37 protein-coding genes and 1 tRNA gene are annotated in these 24,300 nt (G+C 62.0%); 7 read left to right on the top strand and 31 right to left on the bottom strand.

Annotated elements, in window-relative coordinates; all coding sequences use genetic code 11:
• Positions 1–43: 43 nt before the first annotated feature.
• From RJT48_RS08345 to RJT48_RS08295, 11 genes are all read right to left on the bottom strand, one after another.
• Complete coding sequence (locus RJT48_RS08345) at positions 44–223, bottom strand: hypothetical protein (protein ID WP_311171806.1); 180 nt, start codon at positions 221–223, stop codon at positions 44–46.
• On the bottom strand, positions 223–636 hold the full coding sequence (locus RJT48_RS08340) for a hypothetical protein (protein ID WP_311171805.1): 414 nt from the start codon (positions 634–636) through the stop codon (positions 223–225). Before RJT48_RS08340 ends, RJT48_RS08345 begins: the two co-directional genes overlap by 1 nt.
• Positions 637–709: 73 nt before the next feature.
• A complete protein-coding gene (locus tag RJT48_RS08335) occupies positions 710–1,000 on the bottom strand; it encodes a hypothetical protein (protein WP_311171804.1) in 291 nt (96 codons plus the stop codon).
• Positions 997–1,485 (bottom strand): hypothetical protein, encoded by a 489-nt coding sequence (locus RJT48_RS08330; protein WP_311171803.1) that lies wholly within the window; start codon positions 1,483–1,485, stop codon positions 997–999. The genes RJT48_RS08335 and RJT48_RS08330 overlap by 4 nt, the downstream gene beginning before the upstream one ends.
• Entirely contained in the window at positions 1,478–1,819 is a 342-nt protein-coding gene (locus tag RJT48_RS08325; protein WP_311171802.1) for a hypothetical protein, read from the bottom strand. Before RJT48_RS08325 ends, RJT48_RS08330 begins: the two co-directional genes overlap by 8 nt.
• 44 nt (positions 1,820–1,863) lie before the next feature.
• Positions 1,864–2,292 (bottom strand): hypothetical protein, encoded by a 429-nt coding sequence (locus tag RJT48_RS08320; protein WP_311171801.1) that lies wholly within the window; start codon positions 2,290–2,292, stop codon positions 1,864–1,866.
• Between the two features lie 4 nt (positions 2,293–2,296).
• Positions 2,297–3,739 carry a hypothetical protein gene (locus tag RJT48_RS08315; protein ID WP_311171800.1) on the bottom strand — a complete coding sequence of 481 codons (1,443 nt, stop codon included), beginning with the start codon at positions 3,737–3,739 and terminating at the stop codon, positions 2,297–2,299.
• A 109-nt stretch (positions 3,740–3,848) separates the two neighbouring features.
• On the bottom strand, positions 3,849–4,091 hold the full coding sequence (locus tag RJT48_RS08310; RefSeq protein WP_311171799.1) for a hypothetical protein: 243 nt from the start codon (positions 4,089–4,091) through the stop codon (positions 3,849–3,851).
• Positions 4,091–4,489 (bottom strand): hypothetical protein, encoded by a 399-nt coding sequence (locus tag RJT48_RS08305; protein WP_311171798.1) that lies wholly within the window; start codon positions 4,487–4,489, stop codon positions 4,091–4,093. The genes RJT48_RS08310 and RJT48_RS08305 overlap by 1 nt, the downstream gene beginning before the upstream one ends.
• Complete coding sequence (locus tag RJT48_RS08300) at positions 4,486–4,635, bottom strand: hypothetical protein (RefSeq protein WP_311171797.1); 150 nt, start codon at positions 4,633–4,635, stop codon at positions 4,486–4,488. Before RJT48_RS08300 ends, RJT48_RS08305 begins: the two co-directional genes overlap by 4 nt.
• Positions 4,632–4,775 carry a hypothetical protein gene (locus RJT48_RS08295; RefSeq protein WP_311171796.1) on the bottom strand — a complete coding sequence of 48 codons (144 nt, stop codon included), beginning with the start codon at positions 4,773–4,775 and terminating at the stop codon, positions 4,632–4,634. Before RJT48_RS08295 ends, RJT48_RS08300 begins: the two co-directional genes overlap by 4 nt.
• Positions 4,776–5,057: 282 nt before the next feature.
• On the opposite strand from RJT48_RS08295, the gene RJT48_RS08290 reads away from it, so the two are divergent.
• Positions 5,058–5,249, top strand: coding sequence for an AbrB/MazE/SpoVT family DNA-binding domain-containing protein (locus tag RJT48_RS08290; protein WP_311171795.1), 192 nt, complete (start codon positions 5,058–5,060; stop codon positions 5,247–5,249).
• Between the two features lie 15 nt (positions 5,250–5,264).
• On the opposite strand, the gene RJT48_RS08285 is transcribed toward RJT48_RS08290, so the two are convergent.
• From RJT48_RS08285 to RJT48_RS08245, 9 genes are all read right to left on the bottom strand, one after another.
• Positions 5,265–5,837, bottom strand: coding sequence for a DUF7093 family protein (locus tag RJT48_RS08285; protein ID WP_311171794.1), 573 nt, complete (start codon positions 5,835–5,837; stop codon positions 5,265–5,267).
• 302 nt (positions 5,838–6,139) lie between these two features.
• Positions 6,140–6,799, bottom strand: a complete 660-nt coding sequence (locus RJT48_RS08280; RefSeq protein WP_311171793.1) for a hypothetical protein — start codon at positions 6,797–6,799, stop codon at positions 6,140–6,142.
• Positions 6,800–6,828: 29 nt separating this feature from the next.
• The gene (locus tag RJT48_RS08275) at positions 6,829–7,281 is read right to left on the bottom strand and encodes a hypothetical protein (RefSeq protein ID WP_311171792.1); all 453 of its coding nucleotides are present in this window, start codon (positions 7,279–7,281) and stop codon (positions 6,829–6,831) included.
• 48 nt (positions 7,282–7,329) lie between these two features.
• Positions 7,330–7,935, bottom strand: a complete 606-nt coding sequence (locus RJT48_RS08270) for a site-specific integrase (protein WP_311171791.1) — start codon at positions 7,933–7,935, stop codon at positions 7,330–7,332.
• A gap of 550 nt (positions 7,936–8,485) precedes the next feature.
• Complete coding sequence (locus tag RJT48_RS08265; protein ID WP_311171790.1) at positions 8,486–8,788, bottom strand: DUF3006 domain-containing protein; 303 nt, start codon at positions 8,786–8,788, stop codon at positions 8,486–8,488.
• Positions 8,788–10,233 (bottom strand): lamin tail domain-containing protein, encoded by a 1,446-nt coding sequence (locus RJT48_RS08260; protein WP_311171789.1) that lies wholly within the window; start codon positions 10,231–10,233, stop codon positions 8,788–8,790. Before RJT48_RS08260 ends, RJT48_RS08265 begins: the two co-directional genes overlap by 1 nt.
• An 87-nt stretch (positions 10,234–10,320) precedes the next feature.
• A complete protein-coding gene (locus tag RJT48_RS08255) occupies positions 10,321–10,959 on the bottom strand; it encodes a rhomboid family intramembrane serine protease (RefSeq protein WP_311171788.1) in 639 nt (212 codons plus the stop codon).
• A gap of 143 nt (positions 10,960–11,102) precedes the next feature.
• Positions 11,103–11,336, bottom strand: a complete 234-nt coding sequence (locus RJT48_RS08250) for a hypothetical protein (RefSeq protein WP_311171787.1) — start codon at positions 11,334–11,336, stop codon at positions 11,103–11,105.
• A gap of 9 nt (positions 11,337–11,345) precedes the next feature.
• The gene (locus RJT48_RS08245) at positions 11,346–11,534 is read right to left on the bottom strand and encodes a hypothetical protein (protein WP_311171786.1); all 189 of its coding nucleotides are present in this window, start codon (positions 11,532–11,534) and stop codon (positions 11,346–11,348) included.
• Between the two features lie 114 nt (positions 11,535–11,648).
• Here RJT48_RS08245 and RJT48_RS08240 point away from each other — a divergent pair, with 114 nt between their 5' ends.
• The gene (locus tag RJT48_RS08240; protein ID WP_311171785.1) at positions 11,649–11,921 is read left to right on the top strand and encodes a hypothetical protein; all 273 of its coding nucleotides are present in this window, start codon (positions 11,649–11,651) and stop codon (positions 11,919–11,921) included.
• A 103-nt stretch (positions 11,922–12,024) separates the two neighbouring features.
• The gene (locus tag RJT48_RS08235; RefSeq protein WP_311171784.1) at positions 12,025–13,302 is read left to right on the top strand and encodes a hypothetical protein; all 1,278 of its coding nucleotides are present in this window, start codon (positions 12,025–12,027) and stop codon (positions 13,300–13,302) included.
• Between the two features lie 44 nt (positions 13,303–13,346).
• Here RJT48_RS08235 and RJT48_RS08230 read toward each other — a convergent pair whose 3' ends face one another.
• From RJT48_RS08230 to RJT48_RS08180, 11 genes are all read right to left on the bottom strand, one after another.
• Positions 13,347–13,469: a hypothetical protein gene (locus RJT48_RS08230; protein ID WP_311171783.1), complete on the bottom strand. Its 123-nt coding sequence runs from the start codon at positions 13,467–13,469 to the stop codon at positions 13,347–13,349.
• A gap of 3 nt (positions 13,470–13,472) precedes the next feature.
• Complete coding sequence (locus RJT48_RS08225; protein WP_311171782.1) at positions 13,473–13,727, bottom strand: hypothetical protein; 255 nt, start codon at positions 13,725–13,727, stop codon at positions 13,473–13,475.
• Entirely contained in the window at positions 13,724–14,458 is a 735-nt protein-coding gene (locus tag RJT48_RS08220; RefSeq protein ID WP_311171781.1) for a DUF6884 domain-containing protein, read from the bottom strand. Before RJT48_RS08220 ends, RJT48_RS08225 begins: the two co-directional genes overlap by 4 nt.
• Positions 14,455–14,727 carry a hypothetical protein gene (locus RJT48_RS08215; protein ID WP_311171780.1) on the bottom strand — a complete coding sequence of 91 codons (273 nt, stop codon included), beginning with the start codon at positions 14,725–14,727 and terminating at the stop codon, positions 14,455–14,457. Before RJT48_RS08215 ends, RJT48_RS08220 begins: the two co-directional genes overlap by 4 nt.
• Complete coding sequence (locus RJT48_RS08210) at positions 14,724–15,350, bottom strand: J domain-containing protein (protein WP_311171779.1); 627 nt, start codon at positions 15,348–15,350, stop codon at positions 14,724–14,726. Before RJT48_RS08210 ends, RJT48_RS08215 begins: the two co-directional genes overlap by 4 nt.
• Positions 15,347–15,784 carry a hypothetical protein gene (locus RJT48_RS08205; protein WP_311171778.1) on the bottom strand — a complete coding sequence of 146 codons (438 nt, stop codon included), beginning with the start codon at positions 15,782–15,784 and terminating at the stop codon, positions 15,347–15,349. The genes RJT48_RS08210 and RJT48_RS08205 overlap by 4 nt, the downstream gene beginning before the upstream one ends.
• Positions 15,777–17,531 carry a DNA cytosine methyltransferase gene (locus RJT48_RS08200; RefSeq protein ID WP_311171777.1) on the bottom strand — a complete coding sequence of 585 codons (1,755 nt, stop codon included), beginning with the start codon at positions 17,529–17,531 and terminating at the stop codon, positions 15,777–15,779. Before RJT48_RS08200 ends, RJT48_RS08205 begins: the two co-directional genes overlap by 8 nt.
• Positions 17,524–17,997: a hypothetical protein gene (locus tag RJT48_RS08195; RefSeq protein WP_311171776.1), complete on the bottom strand. Its 474-nt coding sequence runs from the start codon at positions 17,995–17,997 to the stop codon at positions 17,524–17,526. Before RJT48_RS08195 ends, RJT48_RS08200 begins: the two co-directional genes overlap by 8 nt.
• Positions 17,990–18,913, bottom strand: coding sequence for a ribbon-helix-helix protein, CopG family (locus RJT48_RS08190; RefSeq protein ID WP_311171775.1), 924 nt, complete (start codon positions 18,911–18,913; stop codon positions 17,990–17,992). Before RJT48_RS08190 ends, RJT48_RS08195 begins: the two co-directional genes overlap by 8 nt.
• Before the next feature lie 262 nt (positions 18,914–19,175).
• Positions 19,176–19,574: a hypothetical protein gene (locus tag RJT48_RS08185; protein ID WP_311171774.1), complete on the bottom strand. Its 399-nt coding sequence runs from the start codon at positions 19,572–19,574 to the stop codon at positions 19,176–19,178.
• Positions 19,575–19,773: 199 nt separating this feature from the next.
• A tRNA-Val gene (locus RJT48_RS08180) sits at positions 19,774–19,848 on the bottom strand.
• A gap of 256 nt (positions 19,849–20,104) precedes the next feature.
• On the opposite strand from RJT48_RS08180, the gene trpD reads away from it, so the two are divergent.
• Genes trpD through RJT48_RS08160 form a run of 4 tightly spaced genes read left to right on the top strand, consistent with a single transcriptional unit; the run spans position 20,105 to position 24,294 of the window.
• On the top strand, positions 20,105–21,127 hold the full coding sequence (gene trpD / locus RJT48_RS08175) for an anthranilate phosphoribosyltransferase (protein ID WP_311171975.1): 1,023 nt from the start codon (positions 20,105–20,107) through the stop codon (positions 21,125–21,127).
• Between the two features lie 4 nt (positions 21,128–21,131).
• Positions 21,132–21,821 (top strand): phosphoribosylanthranilate isomerase, encoded by a 690-nt coding sequence (locus tag RJT48_RS08170; RefSeq protein ID WP_311171974.1) that lies wholly within the window; start codon positions 21,132–21,134, stop codon positions 21,819–21,821.
• Positions 21,818–23,578: an anthranilate synthase component I gene (trpE, locus tag RJT48_RS08165; protein ID WP_311171773.1), complete on the top strand. Its 1,761-nt coding sequence runs from the start codon at positions 21,818–21,820 to the stop codon at positions 23,576–23,578. The genes RJT48_RS08170 and trpE overlap by 4 nt, the downstream gene beginning before the upstream one ends.
• Positions 23,575–24,294 (top strand): aminodeoxychorismate/anthranilate synthase component II, encoded by a 720-nt coding sequence (locus RJT48_RS08160; RefSeq protein WP_311171772.1) that lies wholly within the window; start codon positions 23,575–23,577, stop codon positions 24,292–24,294. Before trpE ends, RJT48_RS08160 begins: the two co-directional genes overlap by 4 nt.
• The last annotated feature ends 6 nt before the right edge of the window (positions 24,295–24,300 follow it).

Below are 24,300 nucleotides of genomic sequence, written 5' to 3'. Positions count from 1 at the left end.
TGCGAGCCCACGTCGCGGGCTATCCGGCCGCGGCTCCGACGCATCAGAGCATCACCGTCCCGAGGAACGGGATGAACTGCTGTATGAACTCCGGGACCACGCCCGCGACGACATCGCCCACCATCGCCGCTGCTGTGCTCAGGCCGCCCGTCGCGGCCTCGACTGTCCCGCCGATCCCGACGCCCGCGACGGCTTCGGTCGCGCCATCCGGGATCGAGGGCATCACCCCCCACCCCCGTCTCCGTACCGCAGGATCAACGCGATCGCTGTCACGAAGATGAAGAAGAACCCGGCGATCTGCTTGTCGAACGGGATCACGCCCTGGAGCCCGGCAAGGGTGAACGCGCCGAAGATCACGTGGCCGATAACGACGGGAGCGCCGCCGAGGACCGCGTTCAGGTCGCCGGCGAGCTGGAGCAGCTCCATCGCCAGCGATGCCCCGAGGCCGGCGAAGCCGACCACCGCGACACGGCCGCCGCGTGCTGCGTTCTCCGTCGCGCCGCGGGCCCGCTCGCCGACGTTTCTGGCAGCCTCGTTGACCTCGTCGGTGTCGCCCAGGACGTACTCGTCGATAAACCAGTACGCGAGCAACAGCGCCACGACACCGCCGATGATCAGCAGCCACTTCGACGGCATCACGGACCCCCTCTCGTCGCCGTGGTTCGCTGTCTATACGTCCGAATCGTGTTCGTGTCGATAGTGTGTCGTCTCATAGTCGTTTTTGAAATTCCTCAAGTGCGCGATCGCCGAGCTTAGCGAGGTAGATTCCGCCCGTGACGAGTGCGACTGTGACCGCGACCGGCCGCAGCGGCTGGAGTGTCGGCAGGTTCGGAATCAGCGAGAACGCCGTGATCGACGAGGCAGTGAACAGCGTCGGTGCCGTCGCCCACAGCGCCGCGAGCAGGCCTTTGACCAGTGCCGGCTCGATGCCGATACCGATCACGCCCAGCGATCCCGTGAGTACGGTGATCGGGTGTTTGATCCAGTCTTTCAGTGTCATAGGAACCTCCCGAGGATGGTGCTGATCGGGCCGCCGACGACCGGGATTGCTTCGAGGCCGGCCAGCAGGAGCGGGCCGCCGATGCGGACCACAGCCACCAAGAGCACGACCACGACGAGCGTCGCAATCAGCCCCGAGATCGGCCCCGGGGTTTGTGGGACCGTCCCCGAAATCAGGCTCGTGAGAATGTCGAAGGCGCTGCCGATGAGGAACGCGACCACGTCGCCGCCAAGCCGAAAGAGCACCGCCGGTAGGTCTGCGATCCCCCAGATCTCACCGCGGGCGCCAAAGACACCAGCGTTGCTACCGAGCACCAGCAGTTCACCGGCACCGAAGATCTCGTTGAGGATCGAGCCAAACCCCGACAGAAGCGCCCCGAACACGACGTTCCGGATCTTTCGCTCCGGGTTGTCGATCCAGCCTGGCAAGGAGATGTTCGGGTCGTCCTCAGAGGTCGGGTCAGTCCCGGATCCCGGGTTAGGCATTGATCCACCTCCAGCCCTGGACGACGATGAACACCGCCAACAGCACGGCGACGATGTTCAACAGTATCGAGAAGATGCCTGCGTCGATCGGCCCCCACGCCGCTGCGGTCTCGCCAGCTATCGTCGTCGACAGCTGATTGATGCCCGATTCGAAGCCGGAACTAATCCGGCTCGTGAACGAATCGATCGCCGCCGCTATTCCCTGTGGGACTGCGATCAGGAGTCTGAATACCTGAAGGAGAGCTGCTCCAGCCGTCGCTTCGCCGAGGTCCACCCAGCTTACGTTGCTGTCCTTGAGGAACGTCTCACGAAGCGACTGGCCGTCGCTACTCACCAGCATTCACCTCGGTTCGGGGAATCCGGCGATCTCGGGACATCTCAGTCGTCGACGTCTGCCTCCTCGTCGGCTCCGACGAACGGGATCACGTCGAACGTGAGTCCTGGGATCGGCACGTCGGTCGTGTCCTGGCGGTTGATGTACTGGATGATGATCCAGAACGTCGCCAATACAAGCACCACAGCGACGATCAGTCCGAACAATCCGAATGCCCGGACACCTTCCTGAGATGCTTGGCTTCCAGCGATCACGATGCCCAGTGGTTCGAGCAGGAACGCGCCGATGGACGAGTCCGCAAGCCCGATCAGGAGATTCGCTGGCGTGATGATCAGCAGGTCGATGATCGCCTGGGTGCCGGTGATGAATCCCGCCGAGATCGACAGCAGCCACGCTCCGAACCCACGCTTGGCGATGTTCGTCAGGGATGAGCCCTTCGCGCGGTTCAGGAGCTCGGTGGCGCTTGGAGCCATCGGTTTACCCCATCAACCATTTGCCACCGAGCAGGCCGCCCAGTGTCGTGATGATCATCCCAGGGATGCTCGTGATGAACCCGATGATGCCGCCACCGGAGCCACCGGTCGGCCCTATCGCGCCGCCAGTCTGCTGCATCGCCGTCCGCTCGTCGCCGGTGACGAGGTACTGGTAGTGCAGCGCGATGTTCTGCGAGGGCTGGACCGTGTCCTCGACGACGATCGTGTCGCCGACGCTGCCGTAGGTCACGCCCGCGTCGTCCCACGAAAGGTCATCGAAGTCGGTGTCCGAGGCGCCCTCGACGATGTCGGTCGCCTGATATCGGCTCTCCGGGACGGACTGCTCGGCGACGAGATCGAGGTTCGAGTAGCTCAGGTCGTAGCCCGTGTCGAGGCCCATCCGGTAGTACAGATCGATCTTGAAGTCGAAGCCGGGGTACGCACCTGCTTCGGAGAAGTTCACCTCGACGTCCGCGCTCGGCAGCGAACTCGGGTAGCGGTGGAAGTCCACCGTCAGGCCGTTGATCGTCGCCGTGTCGAAGGTGTCACCGAGCGTCGAGAGGTCGGTCACGGAGATCGCGCCGCCGTCCTTGACCTCGGTGATGGTCTCGGTTTCGAGTTCGTCGTCGCTGTCGGTGTCCGCCAAGCGGTCACCGAGAACGTAATTGCCGGACTTGTCGAGGTTCAGCCCCGTGACCGTGATCGTGCCGCCGTTGGTCTGGGCGATGACCTCGACTTCTTCGATGTCGTTGAACGTCCCGTCGGACCCGCTGGTCGTCTGGGTCGTCATCTCACCGAGCTGGCGCTGGAAGACGAACCCGTCGCCCGTCGCGCCCGCCATCCAGTTCTCTCCCGAGGACTCGCTGGCGTTGATCTCAGCGACCTTGTAGTCGCCGTCGGAGTCGTTGATCCGCACCTCAATAACTGCGTTCGAGTCGAGCGAGTCAACGTCGAACGCCATCATCAGCGACTTCTTCGACTCGTCGCTCGTGATCGAGAAGTTCGAGAACGTCGCGGAGTCGCCCTGCGCGAGTGTCATCTCGACCGCATCGACGCCCGTGGCGGGTTCGGTGTTACTGACCGAAGCGCCGGACGTGGTCCACTCGCCCGCGTCAAGCGCCGAGACGCCGTCCTTCTGGTGGGGGAACTCGCCGAAGTCCGAGACGTTCACTCGCGTGACGGTGTAGGAGTAGGGGTTGTCCGCCGACTCGTTCACCTGGCCCGCGAGGTCCTCTACCTCACCGGCGTCGTTCTCCCACTGGAGTCCGTCCCAGTCCATCTGGTAGGTGTTGATCGTCACCTGGCCGCGGTAGTACTGGGACTGCGTCGCGTCCGCGTCGTAGTTGACCGCACTGTTCTGCGCCATCACGGGCATCGCCACACTGCTGGCGACGAACAATGCCAGCAGCGCGAGGATGCCCACCTGTCGAATTCTGTTGTGTCTCATCGGTTGAAAAGTAGCTGTTTGAGTGTCTGTACGGTGTGTTTCAGCCGGCCGCGGCGGGCGCCGTGCTGCCGGACGTAGCCGCCCTTTCGAGCCGCGTCTTTCCGATCCGTCACGACTCCACCTCCGGCTCGTCGGCGTGTGGTTGAAGTGCGGCATCGAGGGCCTCGCGGCCGCCGTAGTCGTGGGCAGCTGCGATCGTGATCACGATCGGGAGCAGACCCGCGATTGCCACGAGTGTGAACGAGTCTGTAAGCGCGATTGCCAGCATCAGGGCGACCGTCGCGAAACCGCCCGCGATCGTCCCGCCGAGATACAGCGCCTCCGGGCCAATCGCTGGGTCCGTGCCGGTCATCACTCGGCCCTCCGATACAGGATGAAGTACGTTGCGAGCGCCGCTGCCGCGAACGTCACGATCCCTGCAAGCTGCTCCGAGACGGCGAACAAGTAGCCGGATGCGGCATACGCCGCGACCATCACGCCGATCGCGAGCGTCCGGTTCTCGCCGCTGAGTCCGACGCCGCGTTGGCGGACTGTCACGCGATCGCTGACCATCCCGCCATCAGCACGGACGTCGTTGTCGTCAGGATCCTCGGCGCCGTCGTCCTCGAAGACGACCGCCGTCTGCTCGGGGACGCCGACCGATGGCGGCGAGCTATCGAGGTCGATCGAGATCGTCTCCCCGAACGACGTCGTTTCGATCGCGGTTACGCTGCCGTTCTCACGGACCGCAACCTCGCCGCTGTCGGTCACGCCCGATCACCGCCCGTGGACCGCGGGAGTCTGCGTAGTCGGAGTTGATACCTGAGTTCGAGCAGCGGTAGCACAGCCGCCAGCGTCAATGCCGTCAGCCCGACTCCGGCCGCGATCGTCGACGCGGTCGAGCCGAAGACGCTCATCGGCGGTCCTCCACGGTCTCACCCGGGACGGCGAGCATCGCCTCGGCGCGGTCGCGCTCGATTGCCTCAACGCGCTCCCGTAGCTGGCGCGTGACGTCGAGCAGGTCGCTCACGGTGGCGCCTCCAGATTCGGTTGCCACTCGATGTGGCACTCGGCGCGCTCGCGGTGCTCATTAGTCGATTCGTCTTCCGTCCGGCCCTCCTCGTTTGCTGAAAAGGAGGGTTTCGGGGTCGAAGCCCCGCGTTCTCGGGTCATCGTCCGATCCGACCGCGAGTTCCGGAGCGACCGGAGTGCGGCCGTCTCTTCAGACAGCGGTGGTTAATCGGAAAATGCCCAGAATCTGCCCGTTATTCCCATCAATGGGAGCGTTCCCGGAATTCCCGTGTGACATTTTATACCCGTCATTCCCGTATCGGAAGATATGAGCACGGGACGGGAGCCTAAGACCCGCAGCGCGACGGTTCAGGAGAGCAACGGCTGCAAGCGCGTGACGATTCCCGCCGACGTTGCTGAAGATGTCGACGTCGAAGCTGGCGATACAGTCTTGTTTCGGCCCGATGACAGCGGCGAAATCAAAATGCGCCCCGCCGACGACGTCTGGCCCGACGAGTAGGATGCCCTACTGGGACTACGGCCGGCGTTCCGCAATGTAGCCCTGCTTGCACTCGGGACAGATATCGCCGGGACGGAGCATTGCGGTGTCTTTGATCCGAGAACGCCCGCAGTTCGGGCAGAAGAATTCGACCACCTCGTCCGTGGCGTCCGATCCGGTACTCGTCGAGGTCGACGCCTGTGCAAACTCCTCCCTGTCGGAATCCGGCTGTCCCGTCCCGGCGGCGGAGGCGTCCGAATCCGCCGCCTGGTACACTTTCGTGTCGGAGTCTTCCTCCGTCGTCTGCTCATCGTCTCCCATCTCTCCGTCGGAATAGACGGCGGTTTGCGTCGACTCCGATTTACCCTCGGACTCCGGCGGTGTCTTGCTCGCGCTGGAACCGATCGACCCCTCGTCCAGCCCGAGCTCCGACGGCGAGCGGAGGGCAGTCACTTCCTTGTTTTCGCTGACCGTCTCTTCGGCTCCACAGCGGTCACACACCTTCACTTCACGAACCGTGACCACCACCTCGTTCCCGATTTCTTCCCGGCTCCGTTCCACCTCAGGTTCCCCGTACGTGTGCCCGTGAAGACGGCACCTGAGTCCCATTACTCCCTCATTCCGGCACAAAGCGTCAAAAATGTACCTCCTGAATCTGACAGGTGCGTATCCCTGTCTCCTCGTTGCAGAGAGGACTTTCGCAACTAATTGGCGCTACGTGGACGTTCGCGGTGCTGATGCTAAATAGAGTCTTGAGGAGTACGGTCTTATCCGATGGTCGACCGTCGCGATTGTTGCCGTGATGTTACTCGGCTTCAAGTTAGCGCATCCCAGATTAGTCGACTGATCGCGTCCGACTCTCCCAGGGAGTCGGATAAGTCAGTCACAGTATGTGTTTAGCGGAGTTACGGTTAGTCCGAACCCATTTCATTTGATTCTTGACTCAAACTCCCCTTTTCGAGCACTCTTCTGTTTGCTTCCTCAAATGTTGTCGGGACCAGATTAAACGGCTGACGCATAAACAAGGTGAATAAGCGGGTGATCTTATTCTCTTGAGATGGATTCAATGTGGATTCAAGTTCTGCATCGACGCGCAGGAAGTACATTCTCTCAAGCTCATCGCTCTGATACTGAGATCTTCCCTCTTGCCGGAACATATTCAATCTCCATTTCCTGTTATCTCCTGGGTTGAGAAACAAAGAATCATTTTTCCACGACTCGTCGGAGAATTTGTGCTCGTCTGGGATTGAATCGAACGTTGAAGAAGGATTGAGTAGTTCTGCGTCCTTGTTAATTTCCTCAACCGGAGCAAGGGAGATACTTACTGAGGTCACGAAGGGCACATCGCCCGAGTTTCTGATAACAAACCAGTGGTTTTTAGAATCCATATCTCTGATCATTTCCTCTGTTTCTTCAGACTCAATGACCATCTGTGGAAGGTAGGATAACGCCTGAAACTCGGTTTGTTTACGCTGTTGCTTCCACATCCTCCAGTATAATGCTGCCAATATTAGTGTCCCAATGAAGGGCAGCACTACACCCAGTAAATCGATGGTATTGGAGCTTAGCATACTGAAGTCCCACAGAATCGGTTCAAAACTCAATCTCTTTGCCATCCGCCTTCACCGGAGTCTTCAACCTCTTCGTCCGCGTCCTCAGCTACCTCTGTTAGCTCAAGTTGATTGATATCGGAGAAGGCGACGAATTTCTCATCCACCCGCCGCAAGTTTCGGTCGGGGCTTTCGAGAGTCATCGTTTCTGAATATCCCGCAGTAGAGTAGCTTCGCTGAAGCTTCCGAGTGCGTAATATCTCCTCTACATCGCTCAGTAAGAATCCGGCCGGGTTACTCAATACGTCTGTGACGGTGCCTCGGATGATTATTACCGTCTCGATGTATTCATCTCCACTGTCTCTGTAGCTTCGCGCCACCTCAGCTGTGCGGACATCGATTTCTTCGCCAGCAAATTGCTTCCAGTACTCGATGTGATCCGAGAGTTCGCTTGCCTTTGAGATCACGCTGGTCGCCGCTGCGAGTGATGAAGGTTCAACCATACGACACCATATTCACCGATCCAAAATAGTGTTGCCGTAGCTTGTTCTTCAGCCGAGGCCCGCTTCTTCGAAGGCCTCGTTGACCACGTCCGGCGTCGGCGCATTAAGATAGGGCTCGATCGCCTGGAACGAATCCCATCCCCCGACCTGCATCACCACTCGCGGGTTCACCTGCTCGTCGACGAGAAGTCGCTGGGCGAAGCGGCGGCGAAGATCGTGGGAGCTGACGTGACGGAAGTCGTCGTCGCCCGTCTGCTCGGCCGCCTGCTCGGCAGTACGTTTGACCACGTCTCTGATGCCGCGTTCGGAGAGATCGACAAGTGGTTCTGAGCGGTCGATGTCTGCAGCGTTGCGGTAGCGGTGGATGTCGCCCTCGACGTCTGCCGGCAGGTAGGCATCGCGGGGCTTCCCGCCGTTGCCGGTCGTGTCCTTTCCCTCGGGAACCCGGATACGGTAGTGGTCGCCGTCGTCGGTTCGCTTCACATGCTTCGGGCAGACCTGCGGGATCTCGAAGGCCCGGAGGCCGACGTAGCCCCCGAGTTGGATCACGAGGTCGTCGCGGTGGGTCGCGGCGGCCCGCCGGAGTTCCTCGAGCTCGTCGTCGGTCATCCAGACCTTGTACTGGTCCGGCTTCGAAGTCGCTTCGAGTCGCATACCGACTTCTTAGAAGAACCTTGCACTAAAACAGTCAGACGCGGCGTGTGATCCGCCCTGATCGAGCGGGATTCGCCGGGTTCGTTTCCGACTTGTCCATCAAGTCGGCATTTTCGAGGGTGTCTTAGAAACTTCCCACACCACAACAGGAATCGCTCATTACAGACGAATGCTGTACAGGTCGTCATCTCCTCAGTATTTGTCGGAAACAAGCTGCTGAATATAGAGCGTGTAGTCAGTAGTCCCCGCCAGATGGAATTTGAGGAAACTTCGTGGTTTGTAGCAAGCTACGATATTTGCCAGATGATATGATACACGTCAAGGTTCAATATGTCACAGATTCAATTAATTTTATGTCACTATAATACCGTTACGGTGGGTATGGGACTCTTCAGCCCGAAGTGCCCCAGATGCGGTAGCAGCAACGTCACCCGAACGCACGGTATGAAAAGCTGCGACGACTGTGGAAAGAGCTGGAAATAACACCAGCATCTACTCCCTACCCTTGGCGTAGTTAGTAGATGCCCGCAGAACTGATCTGAGTAGTGAGTCAGGACGAATCGTCGTCGCGCGGCGGCCGAGACGATAGCCGATCGAACCGATCTTGTGCACTCTGCTTGCGTGTCTCGGTCCGCTCAGGTTCGTAGTCCATTTGATTGATCTCAGCAGCAGCGATCTCCACCGTGAGGATTGCGTCGGCGTGACGGGCATCGGCCGGCAATGTATTCGCATCTATTATGGCGTCACCCACTTCGTCACCGTCCTGTTCGAAGAAGATCGTAGCGAGACCGTCCTCAATCGTGTCGACAACAGCAGTATACTGCCCGTCATCGAGTGCCTCAAGATTGCTCATCAGTAGGACTCCTCCAACACGGTAGTACCATCCGAGGTACGCACAATAACGGTATCGCCGTCGTTATTCCAGATCGGTGACCCCGACCCCCAGTACACATCAGTCTCGGTATCGGAACCGCTGCCAGTGTGCAATGTCACCGTAGCGCCGGAGTCAAGCGTGTATCCCTCGGGGAAGGTGTAAGTCCGCCCCGCCTCGTCTTCGACAGTCCACCCTGAGAGTTCAAGCGGGTCGTTGCCAGTATTCTCAAATACCACGTACTCATCGTTGAGATTCTCCCGATCGTCACCCTCTGCGTCGGCGTTGACTTCCGTGACGGCCAGTGCCGCCGGCGACGCGGTTAGTGTTGGTGTCCCACCATCGGTTGCGACTGCCTCGGTCTGCGTGGCTACGGTGTCGCCAGCGAGAACTTCGCGTTCCGTGACCTCACCGGAAACACCCACGGTCGCGGGGTCAGCATCGCGAATCGTCGAAGGATCCGTAGGTGCTGCGTTTTGAGTCCGAACCGACACGGCACGGCCGTCGCTGACCAGCACGATATCCCCGTGAGTGGCTGTCCAGTACGCCGGAATCGACCGGTCACTGAGTCGTTGCAGCACAGCTTCTGTCGGGTGATCGTACTGGGAATCGTAGGCACTGGAAATGATGACTGCGTCGGGCTTCACCGTATCGAGGAACCGGCCACTTGTGGAACTCGAGGATCCGTGATGGCCAGCTTTCAGGACCGTGGATTCGAGTTGGGAGCCGTATTCCTCGACGAGGTACGCTTCCTGATCGTCTTCTGCATCACCAGACAGCAAGAAGCTCGTCTCCCCGTAGCTGAGCTTAAGAACGATACTGTTCTCGTTGCGGGCTTCGCTTTCCAAGTACGGCTCTGGCGGACCGAGAACTTGGACGTCTACACCTTCGAAGGCGACGTTGTCGCCCTCCCGCGTTTCGTAGAGCGTTACCTCGTGTTCCTCGACAGCATCAAGATACTCGCCGTATGTCTGGGTGCTGGCGGCAATCCCTGGGTCATACACGGCGCCGATGCCGTCCGCAGAGGTTTCGTAGTATTCGATTATCGCAGCGTTCCCGCCGATATGGTCGGCGTCATTGTGCGAGACCACGAGGTGATCGATGCGCTCGATTCCGTGTGCCTGCAGGTACTGCAACACGTACTCGCCGTCGTCTTGGTAGTGGCCAGTGTCGACGAGCATCGTCTCCCCACTCGGGCTTACCACCAGCGTACTCACGGACTGTCCGACATTGATAAAGTGGACCTCAAGTGTGCCGTTTATCGACGGTCCCGCTGTGGTCGTCGACCTTTGAGTGTCACCTATGGGAGTCTCAGTTGTATTCGAAGTTGGTGCGTCGCCGGGATCGGCTCCACTGCACCCTGCGAAAACGACCAGTCCGGCGACAGCAACAATAAGGATGAGCTGGGACCGAGACCGCGAGGACATATCGTGGGCAAAGTGGTCCCCGTAGTAAAGCGTGTTCGCTCGCAGCGTGATTAGCCCTGTTCCGCAAGCAATGCAATCCCGGGACAATCACTTAGAATTCAGTAACCTTCCGGCGATGAGACCAATAACTGCTCCACCAAGATGACTTCCGTTGAACCACTCCGCGGTAAAATAAGGGCCAGTCAACACGTCATATGCGACGATCAACACCGCCACGATCCCAGCAAGACACGCTATGATCCTGATCGAGGCAAGATCTCGGATGCGTGATACGCTCTTTTTTGATGCGATGGTGATTGAATACGTTGCGAGAGCGTAGGCTATCCCACTTGAGCCATAGGCTATGATTTGATCAGCAACGAACGGAATTTTCGCAAGATAGGCCCCAATGGTCGAGCCCACCGCTGCGAGTATTATAAACAGGATATATTTTTTCCTCGAAAGCGTTTGTTCCACTACTGCCCCTATACCCCAGATGACGACGAAATTGAAAATAAAGTGCAATCCCCCGTAGTGGAGCAAGGGAGACAATATCCAGGCTACTGCAGTATATTCCACAAACAGATAGCTCACTAAAACCGGGATAGGTTCCTCCAATAGTAGAGCACTGACGAGCTGTCCTATGTATATGAGTAGTATGATAGAGACTAACGAAAGCGTCACCGGTATTTCCAATTCCCGAAATTTCGTGACCAACTTTCGGTCCTTCTTGCCTTCAGTACCCATTCGGGATCATCTTTGTATTTAACCACAAAGTTCGGAGGTTGAATTAGCGGTTTTCGTTTCCAACTCGTGTATCAAGTCGTCACTCCCAGAAACGCGGCTGAGAACCTTACTTCTCAATCAAGAATTGTCCCAGATCAACCTCTTCAAAATCCATCACCAGGACGATACCCGAGTAACCAAGAAACAGCCGCCAGCACACCGCCGCCGACAATAATCAGTGAAAGAAAACCAATTGTTGAGATTTTGGGCAGGAGATCGGAAAACGTACCACCCGAAATATTTCGGAATGCCCACGTGAGACCGACTACAGCTACAAAGGCCATAATAGCCACTCCTCCAATCGCATTCCAGAGTTCTTTAATTGGTAGATCGGCCATAGACCATTCTCAACCTCGAAGAGCTGCGGCTCGGTCGTTCTCATATTTCTCGAGGCGCCACTTCGCGACGCCAGTGTCCTCGTCGAACTCTACCTCGTGGATGTTCGTCGACGTGCATACCGGGCACCGGTCGGTGTCCTCGCCCGCCGTCCAGGTGTCGTCGCAGTCGCGACAATGGTAGTGGTTGGGATCCGGCATACGTTGGTCGACGATCGGTCGAAAGAAAAGCGTCAGCCGTCCGGAGTGAAAGTGAACCGCTACTTTCACCGCGCTTGGCCGACTGCTAAGCCTCCCCAAATGCGACCGGTCGGTATGGACGAGTTCGTCCTCCCGAAGGAACCGCGACTCGACAGCGCCCCCGATCCGGACTTCGGTAAGATCCTGGAAGTCGAGTGCGATCGCGTCGACGAGCGGCGAGTCAGCGAACAGTCGAAAGCGTGTCAGCAGTGCGGCGGGCCCGTTGCGCTTTCCGAACCCCACATCTGGGCTCGCGGGAAGCGCGATTCGCCCGCCGGTGCCGTGCATTTCTCTGCCGTGTTCTGTTCCGACGAGTGTTGGCGGGCGTGGGCGTCAGCCGACGAGTGAGACAGCCGCGTAGCTGTAATTCGAGACGCCGTTCACGGCTCTATCAAGATCTCCGCTGTCAACATACATTATTCATAATACGAACGCCATATTACACGAGAGTATGACCTATGGTAGCCATATCGTAAATAAGCAGTCATACTACAAGGAACGGTTCAAAGAAGCCAATACACGACTACAGCAGTACCCATCATTACAGAGTGTTTTCGGCAGTCTTTCTTGGCAGTCGGATAAGACTCTTCAGGAAAATCCGATAATTCTCCAACTAAGCAGAGAACGGAGGAGAGGGGATGACGTTGCTTGGTTATCTACTGTGGAAGATGCGATAGACTCAGCGACATCAAAACTGAGTTCGAGTGATATCCAAGATCTTCACAGTGAATTGTGTTCTCCAGACGGGAATAAGGTGATGTCGAGAGTGACTGAGTTGGTTTGTTACCAATATTTCAGCAGTCAGGGACCATCTGTTATGCCTGAGCCTTCATTGTCTGTTAACAGAAATACGGACTTGCGAGTCGATGATACTTGCCCGGTTTATATTGAGATCACACGACTTGGTACCGCGAAAACTGAACGGGCTATAGAAGACGTTTACCAGTCCGCCGCCGAGGAAATAAGCAAACAACTACCCCGGAATAAATATCTGAGACTTGATATAAACACCACAGAATTGGATTGGAGCGGCAGTCCACTCGACAAAAAGGGGTCAAAATGGGAAATACTGAACCAAGTACAACGTACTCATCTTCTCAAACTTCTACAACATAGGGACGCACTTCGACTTCGGGATATTCAGTCGATGCCGTCTGACTGGACCCTACAAAAAATAATTGAGGATGCTGTAAAATTCGGAACGCACGGCACGTTCGGTCAGAACTGGAATGGTATACTGAACAAACCTCAGTTTAGTAGGCCGCTCCAAACCCAAGCTAAGGAATTTGAAGGGCCAATCGTTTCGGCATTAATGGGTGATGCAAAAAGCGGATTGGTGGAACTCCATTCAGAAATGCATTCACCTTCTTCTGCTGCAACTCATCAAGAGGAACGCTTCTTACGAAGAGTCAGAGAACATAAACTTGAGGATAAAATCAAAAAAGCACAAAGAGAGCCAAGTGAAGCGAACCTATTGATGATAAGTGCTACACACTGGCTCGCTCGTGGTTATACAGAATCAAACGATCAGCCTCTTGGTAGAGGTCAACAAGAAAAGATCAAAGACGAAATACAAGAAACACTCAAGCAGTACTCTATACCGGAGCTGGTCGGGGTGATAATGATGGAAGATGGCCCATCGAAATCGTTGTGGATTGAAAACCCAAATGCTGACTCCAACCTTGTGAATGATTACAAAGGAACCCATATCTATCAGCATATGAGTTAAGTTTGATATTTTAGACTGCTCGTCCGGGTCTCACATCTTTGTTTTCAGACATCTTCGTCACCCCACGGCTTACAGGCCGCATCGGTCGGATGGATGTTGCCGCAGTTCGCACAGCCGATGGTTTTGCCGCTCGATGCTCCGCTGTCGTGAGATTGTGTCGTTGCCATTGGTTAGCCCTCCTGGGTCGCTGTCGCGTCGGTTTCGCGCCGATACTCCACGACGTGCGATGGATTCCCGATGTCGTGCTCCCAGCGTCGCGTCCGGCCCGCCTCCGCGTAGATCGTCTCGGCGGCGTCGCAGGTGAGGCACTCACAGTCGATGATCCGCCGCGCATCGGTGTCGCGGTCGAACGGTGTCGGGTCGGTCGGGCCGCGGAGGTCGACGTTCGGTGCCGCCCCGACGGCCGTCTCCTCAGCGCGGCTCATCGGTCGCCTCCGTCAGCCACAAGCGTCTGCTGTTCAGTCGCGATGACGCTATCCGGAACGTCCTCAAACTGCTGCAGCGACGCCTGTTCCGACTTCTCGATGTTGATCGGTCGGACGTCGAGCCGCCACTTCGCTCGCTGGCGCTCGTAGCCGCCGCCGACCGACGCCAGGGTGTCGGCTTCGGTCGGAGCGTCGATCGCTGCAGCGCGCTCTTTGAGCCACGCCATCTGCTCGCCGATGCCGTCGAAGTCGTGCTCGCGGAACGGAAACTCAGGGACGCACGGCAGGCCAGGTCGAGAGTTCCCTGCTCCGCCGCCGACGTTCCCACGGAAGGCGTCGCGGGCTTCCAGCGGTTCGACGTAGCGCTCGCCAGCGAGCACGACGAGGCGGCCACAGGGCGACTCTCGCGGGTCGTTATCCGACGCGAACGGCCAGTTGAGCCACCCGGTCAGCCCGGATCGAACGCGGTCGGCCCACGCGTCCAGATCGTCACCGTCGAGATCGTCGACCGTCGTGTCGTAGGGTTCGGTTTCGATCGTTGGCGCGATAACGCCGTGTTCCGCCGAGAGGATCGCCCACGCCGACGACTGCTTGTCGCCGGCCCAGGCCGTCGCTGCCTCCGCGTACCGTCGCTTCAGCGCGAAGTAGTTCGAGGTGTAGAGTTCGCCAGCCGGCCGTGGTTCGTCGGCTTTTGCGGCGCCGCAGCCGACCAGAACGAACGTTCCGTTCATCGTTCGCCCCGTTTCGAGAGCCCGAAGTCCGCCGGGTCGTGTTCGGCGGCGATGTGTTCTGCCAGCGGGTCGTTCCGGGCGCTCCGCCAGAAGCGGTCGAAGGATGCCCCGCAGGCTGGACAGCGGAGGAGTTTGAGCCGCTGGGCGTCGTTGACTTCGTTTTCGGCGGCGATGTCGATCAGGTAACCCGAGCGTGACTGCTCCGTGACGAGACCCGTCCACTCGGCGCTGTCGAGGCCGCCGTCGAAGTCTCGGAGCGTCGTCGTCATCGCGATTCCCCCAGCAGCGCGTCACGAGCGTCTTTCAGTTCACTCACGGAGTGTTTACTGTCACCGCCGTGGTCGGCGTGGGCCTCCTTGACGAGTTCTCGGAACGCGCCTTTCACGACCGCGTCGGGCGCTTCTGGGTCGACTCCCAGGATCTCGTGCGGTTCTTTCACCTCACCGCTCGCAACAATCGCCTCTTCGTCGTCAGCAGGCGGGAGTCGTGCCGTCGCGAACTCGTCCTGTCCGGTCTTCACCGGCCGGTTCGACATCTTCCGCTTCTCCTCGATGTAGAGGCCGAGCGTGCGGATGTTGTCTCGGACGTCGGTGTAGTGGTCGCAGGCGACGGCGAACTGTTCGCCGTCTTTCGACCACCGGACGACCGCCGCCGGATCGTCCGGGTTGCTGTCGGCGTAGGGTAGGCCGTCGCGCTTCCGGTGTGGCGACGCCGTCGAGAGCCGCCAGTCGTCGGCGTCGACGCGTTCGAGCAGTTCCCGGCGGAGCCGCTTGGTCGCCTGCGTCTTCGTGACCGAGTACTTCGAGGTGCGCTTCCGTTCTCGCGGCGGCGTACGGTCGACGAACTCCGGCCAGTCGACGGCACCGGCCGTCCGGTCGGTCTTCGAGTTCATCGCGGATCACCGCCGTCAGCCCGCACGTCGGGCCGGAAGTCCGCCGGCTCGAAGTCGTCGATCTCCAGCACCGGATCGGCTTTGATCTTCTCGCGAGCCGCCTTCGGGATCTTCGCGCGGTTCCACTCCTGCCACGCCGTTCGGAACGCCGTCAGGCGCTGTTCGATGCCCTCAATGCGGCCCTCCAGGTCCGACTCGTACTCCTCGGCTTCCGCCTCTGATTGGCAGACCCAGTAGCCGACGTTGCCGCTTCTCACGGGGACGTTGCGCTCGAAGAGGAGCGCCCGGACCGCCGCCCGTGTCTCCGGCGACGCCTCCCCGTCGTCGATGTCGAGCCGTTCGGCGAGTTCGGCTGACGTGATTGCGTCCGATCGGCCGCGATCGGCGAGGATCGCTTCCAGCTCGTCGAGCAGCGCGCCGTCGACGTCAGTCATCGCCGGCCACCTCCTCGTAAGACGGGACTTCCGCATCGGGTTGCTCGCTCAGCCCGCCGTCGAACGTCGCGAGGCTCGGGTCCGTCGCCGTCAGCACGTGTTTGCACAGCGCCTTCGCGAGGTTCACCGGCACCGCGTTGCCGATCTGCGACGTGCGGTCGGTCTTGTTCCCGCAAAGTTCGTAGTCCGCCGGGAACCCCTGTGCCTGCTTCAGTTCGCGCGGCTGGAGCATCCGATACCGGATGTCCAGGCCCCACGGCCACAGCTCCGGGACCACCAGCGCGAACCGGTCGCGGCTCGTGACCGTGCCGAGCGGCTGCGAGATCGCCTTCGCCGGCCCTTCGTAGTCGTCGATGAACGGCCGCACGAGTGGCGCCGAAAGCGCGAAGACGCCGCCTTTCTCGGTTGCGATCGTCGGCATCGGCTCGTCGACGGCGAGGCTCGCGCCGCCGTGGGAGTAGCGGACCAAGGACGGCGTCACGACCTTCGCCCGCGGATCCGCCGTGATCGTGTGGATCGGTCGGCCGTCAGCCGGATACAGCGGGTTGCTGTGGAGCCCGCGATGCCAGCCGTTCTTCGGCTCGACGAGCGACACTGTTTCGGCAGTCGCGATTGCGTGAGCGCCCCGCGTTGCGATCGTCGGAACTGGCACCTCCTTGATGTCGATCGGGTGAGCGCCATCCTGCTGTCGCAGGAGGTGCGTCGTCACTGTCCCCAGCGCGAAGTGGTTCCCGTTCGCGTGAACCGTGTGGAGCGGCGTCTCGACAGCCTGCGACGGACTGTTCTTCTTGTGCTTCTGGATCCACGGCGTCGCTGTCGTCGGCGATTCAACCGGGACCAGGAACGGTTCGTCGACGGCGTCAGCGACCGTCGCAGCGTGCCGTTGCGGGATGACCCGCTCGTCGCGAAGCCGGCGAATCTCGTCGCGGCCCAGCGTTTCGAGAACGTCCGCGAACGGCGCCAGCGCGTCGCCGCAGTGGCGCCGGAGTCCCTCCGCGATCCGCTGCATCGTGGAGTTCTTCGGCGGCGTCTTCCGGCCGTCGTCGAGGTCGCGCGTCCAGATCGACCCGCCGAGATCCGACCAGTCGATGACGTCGGCGGCCGTCCGGTAGTCCGCCAGTTCGTCGTCGGCGTCGCTGTGGGTCGGCTCCGGGAACGTGACGCTGCCGGCCTGCCGTCCGATGATGAAGAACCGCTCTCGCGTCGTCGGGTCCCCGTAGTCGGCGGCGACCAGCTGCGTCCAGTCGACCGCGTAGCCGAGTTGGTTGAGCGCATTCACCCACGCATCGAAGATCGAGCCGTCACGCACCGGCTGGCCGTCTTCGACCGGCCCCCAGTCTTGGATCTCCGGGACGTTCTCGATCACGAACGCGTCGACGTTCAGTTTCTCCAGCCAATCGAGAATGTGCCACGGCGACATCCGTTTTTGCTCGCTGACGGGTTTGCCGCCACGAGCACGGCTGAAGTGCGTGCACTCCGGCCCGCCGACGAGCAGGTCGACGTCCGGCCGCTCTGCGCCCGTGAGTTCTCGGACGACGTCTGGCGGGTGGAGTTGTTCGACCTTCGAGTGGTACTGATCGGCGTCAGGATGGTTCGCCTCGTGAGTCTGGATCGCCGGTTCCCAGTGGTTGATCGCTGCCTCCCGAAGGTCGTAGCCGAGGTCTTCGCAGGCCTGTCGAAGTCCTTCGCTGAAGCCACCGGCGCCGCAGAAGAGGTCGACAGCGACGATCTCGCGGTCGTCAGTCATCGCTGTCACCTCCCAGATGTTCCTCGTAGTACAGACGCACCGGCCCGTGGACCTCGTCAAGTCGTTCCGCGATCTCCGCTCGCGGGAGCGGGCGCTTGTCCTCGGCGATGATCTGCCAGTCGCCAGCCTCGCTGTACTCGCTGGCGGCGTAGATGACGCCCGTCAGCGGCGAAACCGCGATCACTTCGCCGCCGTCGGTCGCGAACCGGCCCAGCGACTGATTTTCCGAAGCCTTCTGGTTCGCTTCGAGTTCCGGCCAGCAGTCCGCACAGTAGAATGGCCCGTTGTTCGGATCGGTATCGTAGATGGTGTCGAACTTCCGACCGCGGCCGTCGTAGACTGGCGCGTGTTTGCCCGTCTGTGGTGCGAGTGTCGTCTCGCAGTGCGGACACTGTTCGAGTCCGTCGTCCGTCCAGCCGTCATCGGTGTCGTAGTCGCTCGGGACTGCGGTGTCGCCGTCAGTCATCCGACTCACCCCCTTCGGGCGGGCGGAGACCCGGTGCCCGCACGGCGTCCCAGTAGGCGTCGACGCGGTCAATCAGGTCCTCGTGTCCAAACCCGAGAATGAGACCACACCGATCGCACGTCTTCGGTTCACCGAGGGTTTGGGACCACGACGCCCCGCCGCACTCCGGGCATTCCGGCGGTTCCGCGTCGACCCGGCTCTCCATCTCACTCCAGAGGTCGCGTTGGCGGTCGTGGAGTTCCTGCTGTACCTCCGCATCGGTGGCCTTGCGGGCCGCTTCCGCGGCCTCGTGCCACTCGTAGTAGAGTTCGTAGTGGCTCATCTCCGACGGGTCGCGGTCGGTGATGACGCGAAGTAGATCCTCGTCTGTAGTCGTGGGCCACTCGCCGCCGTCCGTCGCGACGCCCTCGCCGCGGTCGATCTCTGCGCCTTCCAGGCGGTCGAACTCCGCGCCGACGTCGATTGCGTCGGCGTCGTCGCCGCCATCGAACGGGTCGTCGTCGCGATCGTCTGGCGTCTGGCCGCCGTCGGAGGCCGTCTGCGGGCGGAGCACGACGCCGACCTCGTGGATACCCTGCTCGACGGCGATCCAGCCGGCGCCGTGCAGTTTCCGGATCACCGACGACCGGACCGTCTCTTTCCGGAGTTGGACGCGCTGGGCGATAATCGACTCCGCGGCGCCGATGGCGAGCCGTTCGCCGTGGTTCGCGTGTTCCCGCAGCGCGGCGTATCCCTCGCGAGCCGCCTTCGGAAGCCCGGTGTGGTCGTCAGTCGTCGCCGTGGCGTCGTCATCCAGGTATGCCCGGCGGATGGCCTCGCGGAGTACCTCCGACCGCGACCCGTGCTCGGCTTCGGCCTCTTCGATTGCCGCCGCCAGCTCCGGGTCGTCGATCCGGACCGTGACGTGCTCGCTCATTGTGCCACCTCCTTCGAGCCGGCCAACGCAGACGCGGGCTCGCCCGCCCCCATCGCGCGCCGATAGCCAAAAGCGCGAGTAGGCGCCGTGCGTGTGCCAATAGGGCTTCGGAGGCAGGGGTGGGGGGGTTGTAACACAAGATCCTGATCCGCTGTTTTTGACTCCGTGAGCGGCTGAGGAGGCGAAACCGGCTGTGTTACAAGATTCGGGGTTGTAACACAAGAGCGGTTCCAGTTGATCCACTCGAAACGGAGGTTCGCACTCATCGGCGAACACCTCCGTCGGCCATCGCGGTCTCGATGTGGGCGTCGGCCGCCGCGATCGCGGCGTCGTCGCGCTCGAAAACATCGATCGACTCTCCGCGGTCGTCGTCGATGCCGAGGAACGCCGCTTTCCGAAGCGTGCAGAGGTGAGCACAGGGCTCGTCGCGGTCGTTGAACTTCCGGGCCGGGCACTGCTCGCCGCTGTCGCGAACCGTGCAGTCGCCGACGTAGGCGCCGTGTTCGGTCGCGAGTTCGACTTCGTACGTGGTTTCCGAGTCCGGCAGCGTCACGAGCCACGTATTCCAGGCGATGCGCTCGATCAGTGCGCCCGTCGGGTCGGCCCGCTCCCAGCTCGCCGAGTCGCCGTCGCGCTTCGCGGCGAAGTCCAGCGGCGTCATGGGCGGCACCTCCCTTTATCCCGTGCAGGGCACTTGTCGCCCTCTTCGAAGCGACCGCCGCAGAAGTCGCAAACGGCCCGCACATCGTCGCTCTCGACGGCTGGCGACGACTGCGCGTCACTACTCACGATCACCACCCCCTGCGAAAACGGCTGTCTTAAAGCGGTGGCTACGTGGTGCGATTCTACTTAAAACGGTATGGGTTGGGGCGGATTTGAACCGCCGGCCTCCTCCATGTCAAGGAGGTGTCATAACCAACCTAGACCACCAACCCGACCTGTTTGCTTGCGTCGTCTCGACGCATTACCTGCTTCCGCGGGGACGTAATTGAAGGTTTCGCTTCGGTGCGACCGACGCTGTCGTTCGATTTCTCCCCTCTCGCGGTCATCTCACTGTCCTGGCCTGCTCGGTACGACGCCCGGGTCCGTCAGGACAGACCGGCTCGTATCCGACGATTCCCCGCTCCGACAACCTTATACAGATGAACGGATTTGTTCAATACAACCCGAAATAGTACATCGGTGACCACGATGACACTCCAGGATTACATCGAACGCGCGACCGACGGCGGCGACCTGACCCAGACAGAATCCCGCGAGGCGGCCCGCCTCGTCTTCGAGGAGGCGACAGAGGCGCAGATCGGCGCGCTGCTCGCGGCGCTCCGGGCCAAGGGCGAAACCGAGACCGAAATCGCCGGCTTCGCCCAGGGGATGCGCGACGCGGCGCGGCGGATCGAACCGGACCGCGATCCGCTCGTCGACACCTGCGGGACCGGCGGCGACGACTACGACACCATCAACGTCTCGACGACGAGCGCCATCGTCGCCGCGGGCGCGGGCGCCGCGGTCGCGAAACACGGCAACTACTCCGTCTCCTCGTCGTCCGGCAGCGCGGACGTCCTCGAAGTCGCCGGCGCCGACGTCGAGGCCGAACCGCCGGCAGTCGAAGAAGCCATCGAGCGCGACGGGATCGGATTTATGCTCGCACCCGTGTTCCACCCCGCGATGAAGGCGGTCATCGGCCCGCGGAAGGAACTCGGGATGCGGACGGTCTTCAACGTCCTCGGGCCGCTGACGAACCCGGCCGGCGCGGACGCGCAGGTCGTCGGCGTCTACGACCCAGATCTCGTGCCCGTCCTCGCCGACGCCCTCGCGCAGATGTCGGTCGACCGCGCGCTCGTCGTCCACGGGTCCGGGATGGACGAGATCGCGCTCCACGACGAGACGCGCGTCGCGGAGGTCGACGGCGACGACACCGAGGAGTACACGCTCACGCCCGAGGAGATCGGTCTCAGTTCGGCCCCGATCGACGCCGTCGCCGGGGGGTCACCCGAAGAGAACGCGGCGGATCTCCGCGGGATCGTGACCGGCGAGACCGACGGCCCGAAGCGGGATATCATCCTCGCGAACGCGGGGGCGGCGCTCTACGTCGCCGGGATCGCAGACAGCATCGAGGAGGGCGCCGAAGTGGCCGCGAACGCAATCGACGAGGGCAACGCGGCCACGACGTTCTCGGCGCTCTGTGGCCCGGCAGACGCCGCGGTGGAGCGCTGAGCCGATGGTCCGGGTGAAGATCTGCGGCGTCACGACCGAGTCGGACCTGCGGACTGTCGAAGCGGCGGGCGCGGACGCCTTCGGTGTGATTGCCGACGTTCCCGTCGAGACGCCACGGGAGGTGTCGATGGAGACGGCAGCGGAGTTAGTCGCTGCCGCTCCGCCCTTCATCGCGGGCACGCTCGTGACGATGCCCGAGACGCCCGACGATGCCATCAGCGCGGCCGAACGAGTCGGGCCCGACGTGCTCCAACTCCACGGCAACTTTTCACCCGCGGAACTGCGTTCGATCCGCGACGCCGTCACGGCCGACGTCGTGGCCGTCGTCGACGCCGCAAAAGCCGACCGCGCTCGTTCGATCGCTCCAGCGGTCGATGCAGTCCTCGTCGATTCGATCGACGACGCGGGCGCCGGCGGCACCGGCGAGACGCACGACTGGGCGGCGACCGCCGAGGTGACGGCGACGCTCGACGTGCCCGTGGTTCTGGCCGGCGGGCTGACCCCCGACAACGTCGCGGAGGCGGTCTCGACGGTTCGGCCGTTCGCCGTCGACGTCGCCAGCGGCGTCGAGCGCAGCGGCGGGGTGAAAGACCCCGACGCCGTCCGCGCGTTCGTCGCCAACGCGACCGACGCGGTCGATTCGAGTGAGTCGGAGAAATCTGATCCAGCGGCCGCCGAAGGGGTGTCGTCGTGACCGACATCGAGGAACCGCTCTCACAATCCCGGGCGGGGTTCGTCGAGGAGGTCGACGCGGCCACCGACGACACCGATGGCCCGGTCGTCGCCCACGTGACGGCGGAACTCCCGAACGTCACGCCGCTCACTGCCTATGCAGCGCTCTCGGGCCAGAGCGACTACGGGTTCCTGCTCGAAAGCGCCGAGAAGACGCCGTCCAGCGATCCGGCGGGAGCGTTCGCGCCGGAGCACGCGACGACGGATCGGCACGCCCGCTTTTCGTTCGTCGGCTACGACCCCGACGCGGTCGTCACGGTCGATCCCGACGGCGTCGAGATCGATCGGCTCGGCGGCTGGGCGGCCGAGTATGCGGGCGGCGTCGGTGAGGCGGCCAAAGACGCTGAGGCAGCGGACGACGAAGCCGCCGACCCGGACGTCCTCGATCGACTCCGCGGGGCGTTCCCGACGCTCCCTCGGGTTGGATTCCCGACCGACGACCGCCAGCAACTCCGCGGCGGACTGGTCGGCTTCCTCGCGTACGACGCCGTCTACGACCTCTGGCTCTCGGAGGTCGGCGTCGAACGCCCGGAGACCGACACGCCCGACGCACAGTTCGTCCTCACCACGAAGACGCTCTCGTTCGATCACGCGCGCTCGTCGGTCTCGCTCGTGCTGACACCTGTCATCGCCCCTGGCGACGACCCCGGCGCGGTCTACGACGACCTGCAGGCGGAGGCCGACGGCGTTGCGGCCACGCTCGCGGCAGCGTCCGCCCCCGAGACCGGCGGATTCGTCCGCACGAGCGAGTCGGCCGGCCCGAAAGACGAGTACGAGGCGGCCGTCCGGGCGACGAAAGAGCACGTCCTCGACGGCGACATCTACCAGGGCGTCATCTCCCGCGTCCGCGAACTCCGCGGCGAGATCGATCCGGTCGGCCTCTACGAGGCGCTCCGGGAGATCAACCCCTCGCCGTATATGTACCTGCTCCGGCACGACGACCGGCACATCGTCGGCGCGAGCCCCGAAACGCTCGTCTCCGTCACTGGGGACCGGATCGTCTCGAACCCGATCGCGGGCACGTGTCCGCGCGGCACGAGCCCCGTCGAGGACCGCCGCCTCGCCGGCGAGATGCTCGCGGACGGCAAAGAGCGGGCCGAGCACACGATGCTCGTGGATCTCGCGCGCAACGACGTCCGGCGGGTCTCAGCGCCGGGTAGCGTCCGCGTCGAGGAGTTCATGAACGTCCTGAAGTACAGCCACGTTCAGCACATTGAATCGACCGTGACGGGGACGCTCGCGGGGAGCGAAAACGGCGCCAACGCCGGGACGACCGCCTCGGAAAAGGGGGCGGACGCTTTCGACGCGACCCGGGCGACGTTCCCGGCTGGGACGCTGACCGGGGCCCCGAAGGTCCGGGCGATGGAGATCATCGACGAACTCGAGACGGTCCCGCGGGGCGTCTACGGCGGCGGCGTCGGCTACTACTCGTGGTCCGGCGACGCCGACTTCGCGATCGTGATCCGGACGGCGACGATCGCCCACGACGGCGACGAGGACGTCGTCTCGATCCGCGCGGGCGCCGGCATCGTCGCCGACAGCGACCCCGAATCCGAGTACGAGGAGACCGAACAGAAGATGGACGGCGTCCTGTCGGCGATCGAGCGGATCGAGGCCGACCGCGACGGTGCCGAGGATGCGTCCGAGGGGGGCACCGAATCCGACGATCGGGCCACTGAATCCGGCCAGCAGGCCGCCTCCGAGGAGGTGCTCCGATGACGCTCACACTCCTCGTCGTCGACAACTTCGACTCCTTCACGTACAACCTCGTGGAGTACTTCTCCGAGCAGCGCGTCGGCGGCGAGCGCGTCGAGGTGGTCGTCCGGAAGAACACCGCCTCGCTCGAAGACCTCCGAGAGATCGACCCCGACGCGATCGTCATCAGCCCCGGTCCCGGCCATCCGAAGAACGAACGGGACGTCGGCGTGACGACCGAGGTGTTGCAGACCCTCTCGCAGACGATCCCGACACTCGGCGTCTGCCTCGGCCTCGAAGCGGCCGTCTACGCCTACGGCGGCGAGATCGGCCACGCGCCCGAACCGATCCACGGCAAGGCCTACCCCGTCGACCACGACGGGCGCGGCGTGTTCGCGGGACTCGACGACGGCTTCCAGGGCGGCCGCTATCACTCCCTGATCGCGACGACCGTCCCGGACTGCTTCGAGGTGTCGGCGACGACGTCACACGCCGTGTCGGACGACGCCGACTCGGGAGGCGAGGCTGCCAGTGATGATCCAACAGACGACGTCGCGGCCGGGGAGACCGACGCGGCGGCGACGGAACTCGTGATGGGCATCCGGCACCGCGAGTACCCGATCGAGGCGGTCCAGTTCCACCCCGAGTCGGTGCTCACGGGCGTCGGTCACGACATCGTCCGGAACTTCATCGACGAGTGGGTGCTCGGGCGATCGGTCGGCGAGACCGTCGAGATCTGAGACGGA

It is taken from the genome of Halobellus ordinarius (genome assembly GCF_031823395.1).
In the GTDB taxonomy this organism is placed as follows: Archaea; Halobacteriota; Halobacteria; order Halobacteriales; family Haloferacaceae; genus Haloquadratum; species Haloquadratum ordinarius.
The sequence above is the reverse complement of the archived record's forward strand: the minus strand, read 5'-3'. Positions and strand labels throughout refer to the sequence as shown.

What these genes read in the sequence shown, in the direction of transcription:
- RJT48_RS08345 (WP_311171806.1), bottom strand. Translation starts at nt 223, where the DNA reads ATGCCCTCGATCCCGGATGGCGCGACCGAAGCCGTCGCGGGCGTCGGG.
- RJT48_RS08340 (WP_311171805.1), bottom strand. Translation starts at nt 636, where the DNA reads ATGCCGTCGAAGTGGCTGCTGATCATCGGCGGTGTCGTGGCGCTGTTG.
- RJT48_RS08335 (WP_311171804.1), bottom strand. Translation starts at nt 1,000, where the DNA reads ATGACACTGAAAGACTGGATCAAACACCCGATCACCGTACTCACGGGA.
- RJT48_RS08330 (WP_311171803.1), bottom strand. Translation starts at nt 1,485, where the DNA reads ATGCCTAACCCGGGATCCGGGACTGACCCGACCTCTGAGGACGACCCG.
- RJT48_RS08320 (WP_311171801.1), bottom strand. Translation starts at nt 2,292, where the DNA reads ATGGCTCCAAGCGCCACCGAGCTCCTGAACCGCGCGAAGGGCTCATCC.
- RJT48_RS08315 (WP_311171800.1), bottom strand. Translation starts at nt 3,739, where the DNA reads ATGAGACACAACAGAATTCGACAGGTGGGCATCCTCGCGCTGCTGGCA.
- RJT48_RS08310 (WP_311171799.1), bottom strand. Translation starts at nt 4,091, where the DNA reads ATGACCGGCACGGACCCAGCGATTGGCCCGGAGGCGCTGTATCTCGGC.
- RJT48_RS08300 (WP_311171797.1), bottom strand. Translation starts at nt 4,635, where the DNA reads ATGAGCGTCTTCGGCTCGACCGCGTCGACGATCGCGGCCGGAGTCGGG.
- RJT48_RS08290 (WP_311171795.1), top strand. Translation starts at nt 5,058, where the DNA reads ATGAGCACGGGACGGGAGCCTAAGACCCGCAGCGCGACGGTTCAGGAG.
- RJT48_RS08285 (WP_311171794.1), bottom strand. Translation starts at nt 5,837, where the DNA reads ATGGGACTCAGGTGCCGTCTTCACGGGCACACGTACGGGGAACCTGAG.
- RJT48_RS08280 (WP_311171793.1), bottom strand. Translation starts at nt 6,799, where the DNA reads ATGCTAAGCTCCAATACCATCGATTTACTGGGTGTAGTGCTGCCCTTC.
- RJT48_RS08275 (WP_311171792.1), bottom strand. Translation starts at nt 7,281, where the DNA reads ATGGTTGAACCTTCATCACTCGCAGCGGCGACCAGCGTGATCTCAAAG.
- RJT48_RS08270 (WP_311171791.1), bottom strand. Translation starts at nt 7,935, where the DNA reads ATGCGACTCGAAGCGACTTCGAAGCCGGACCAGTACAAGGTCTGGATG.
- RJT48_RS08265 (WP_311171790.1), bottom strand. Translation starts at nt 8,788, where the DNA reads ATGAGCAATCTTGAGGCACTCGATGACGGGCAGTATACTGCTGTTGTC.
- RJT48_RS08260 (WP_311171789.1), bottom strand. Translation starts at nt 10,233, where the DNA reads ATGTCCTCGCGGTCTCGGTCCCAGCTCATCCTTATTGTTGCTGTCGCC.
- RJT48_RS08255 (WP_311171788.1), bottom strand. Translation starts at nt 10,959, where the DNA reads ATGGGTACTGAAGGCAAGAAGGACCGAAAGTTGGTCACGAAATTTCGG.
- RJT48_RS08250 (WP_311171787.1), bottom strand. Translation starts at nt 11,336, where the DNA reads ATGGCCGATCTACCAATTAAAGAACTCTGGAATGCGATTGGAGGAGTG.
- RJT48_RS08245 (WP_311171786.1), bottom strand. Translation starts at nt 11,534, where the DNA reads ATGCCGGATCCCAACCACTACCATTGTCGCGACTGCGACGACACCTGG.
- RJT48_RS08240 (WP_311171785.1), top strand. Translation starts at nt 11,649, where the DNA reads ATGGACGAGTTCGTCCTCCCGAAGGAACCGCGACTCGACAGCGCCCCC.
- RJT48_RS08235 (WP_311171784.1), top strand. Translation starts at nt 12,025, where the DNA reads ATGACCTATGGTAGCCATATCGTAAATAAGCAGTCATACTACAAGGAA.
- RJT48_RS08230 (WP_311171783.1), bottom strand. Translation starts at nt 13,469, where the DNA reads ATGGCAACGACACAATCTCACGACAGCGGAGCATCGAGCGGCAAAACC.
- RJT48_RS08225 (WP_311171782.1), bottom strand. Translation starts at nt 13,727, where the DNA reads ATGAGCCGCGCTGAGGAGACGGCCGTCGGGGCGGCACCGAACGTCGAC.
- RJT48_RS08220 (WP_311171781.1), bottom strand. Translation starts at nt 14,458, where the DNA reads ATGAACGGAACGTTCGTTCTGGTCGGCTGCGGCGCCGCAAAAGCCGAC.
- RJT48_RS08215 (WP_311171780.1), bottom strand. Translation starts at nt 14,727, where the DNA reads ATGACGACGACGCTCCGAGACTTCGACGGCGGCCTCGACAGCGCCGAG.
- RJT48_RS08210 (WP_311171779.1), bottom strand. Translation starts at nt 15,350, where the DNA reads ATGAACTCGAAGACCGACCGGACGGCCGGTGCCGTCGACTGGCCGGAG.
- RJT48_RS08205 (WP_311171778.1), bottom strand. Translation starts at nt 15,784, where the DNA reads ATGACTGACGTCGACGGCGCGCTGCTCGACGAGCTGGAAGCGATCCTC.
- RJT48_RS08200 (WP_311171777.1), bottom strand. Translation starts at nt 17,531, where the DNA reads ATGACTGACGACCGCGAGATCGTCGCTGTCGACCTCTTCTGCGGCGCC.
- RJT48_RS08195 (WP_311171776.1), bottom strand. Translation starts at nt 17,997, where the DNA reads ATGACTGACGGCGACACCGCAGTCCCGAGCGACTACGACACCGATGAC.
- RJT48_RS08190 (WP_311171775.1), bottom strand. Translation starts at nt 18,913, where the DNA reads ATGAGCGAGCACGTCACGGTCCGGATCGACGACCCGGAGCTGGCGGCG.
- RJT48_RS08185 (WP_311171774.1), bottom strand. Translation starts at nt 19,574, where the DNA reads ATGACGCCGCTGGACTTCGCCGCGAAGCGCGACGGCGACTCGGCGAGC.
- trpD (WP_311171975.1), top strand. Translation starts at nt 20,105, where the DNA reads ATGACACTCCAGGATTACATCGAACGCGCGACCGACGGCGGCGACCTG.
- RJT48_RS08170 (WP_311171974.1), top strand. Translation starts at nt 21,132, where the DNA reads ATGGTCCGGGTGAAGATCTGCGGCGTCACGACCGAGTCGGACCTGCGG.
- RJT48_RS08160 (WP_311171772.1), top strand. Translation starts at nt 23,575, where the DNA reads ATGACGCTCACACTCCTCGTCGTCGACAACTTCGACTCCTTCACGTAC.